The organism is Catellatospora sp. KI3 (assembly GCF_029948125.1).
In the GTDB taxonomy this organism is placed as follows: Bacteria; Actinomycetota; Actinomycetes; order Mycobacteriales; family Micromonosporaceae; genus Catellatospora.
In genome coordinates this window covers 1-269 of record NZ_JASAMB010000091.1, presented here as the reverse complement: position 1 = coordinate 269, position 269 = coordinate 1, and the positions used below count along the sequence as shown (strand labels likewise).

At 72.1% G+C, this 269-nt stretch carries 1 pseudogene; it reads right to left on the bottom strand.

Annotated elements, in window-relative coordinates:
• Positions 1–269: pseudogene (locus QEZ54_RS36320) on the bottom strand (extracellular solute-binding protein); the annotation flags it as partial.

The window sequence follows — 269 nt, the reverse complement described above, 5'->3', positions numbered from 1 at the left end:
TCATGATGCTCTTGAGGAAGTCCGTCGTGGCCGCCGGGGCGTCCTTGCCGACCACGAAGCCGTTGCCGCCGCCGAACGCCTCCGACACCGTGCCCTTGCCGCCCTCGACCGCCGGGAACGCGAAGAAGCCCAGCTTGTCCCCCAGGCCCTTCTTCGAGGTGGAGCTGGACGCCTGCACCGACGGCGCCCACTGGCCCATCAGCTCCATCGCCGCCCCGCCGTTGCCCATCGTCGCGGCCTGCCCGTCGGGGCTGCCGTACTCCGCGCCG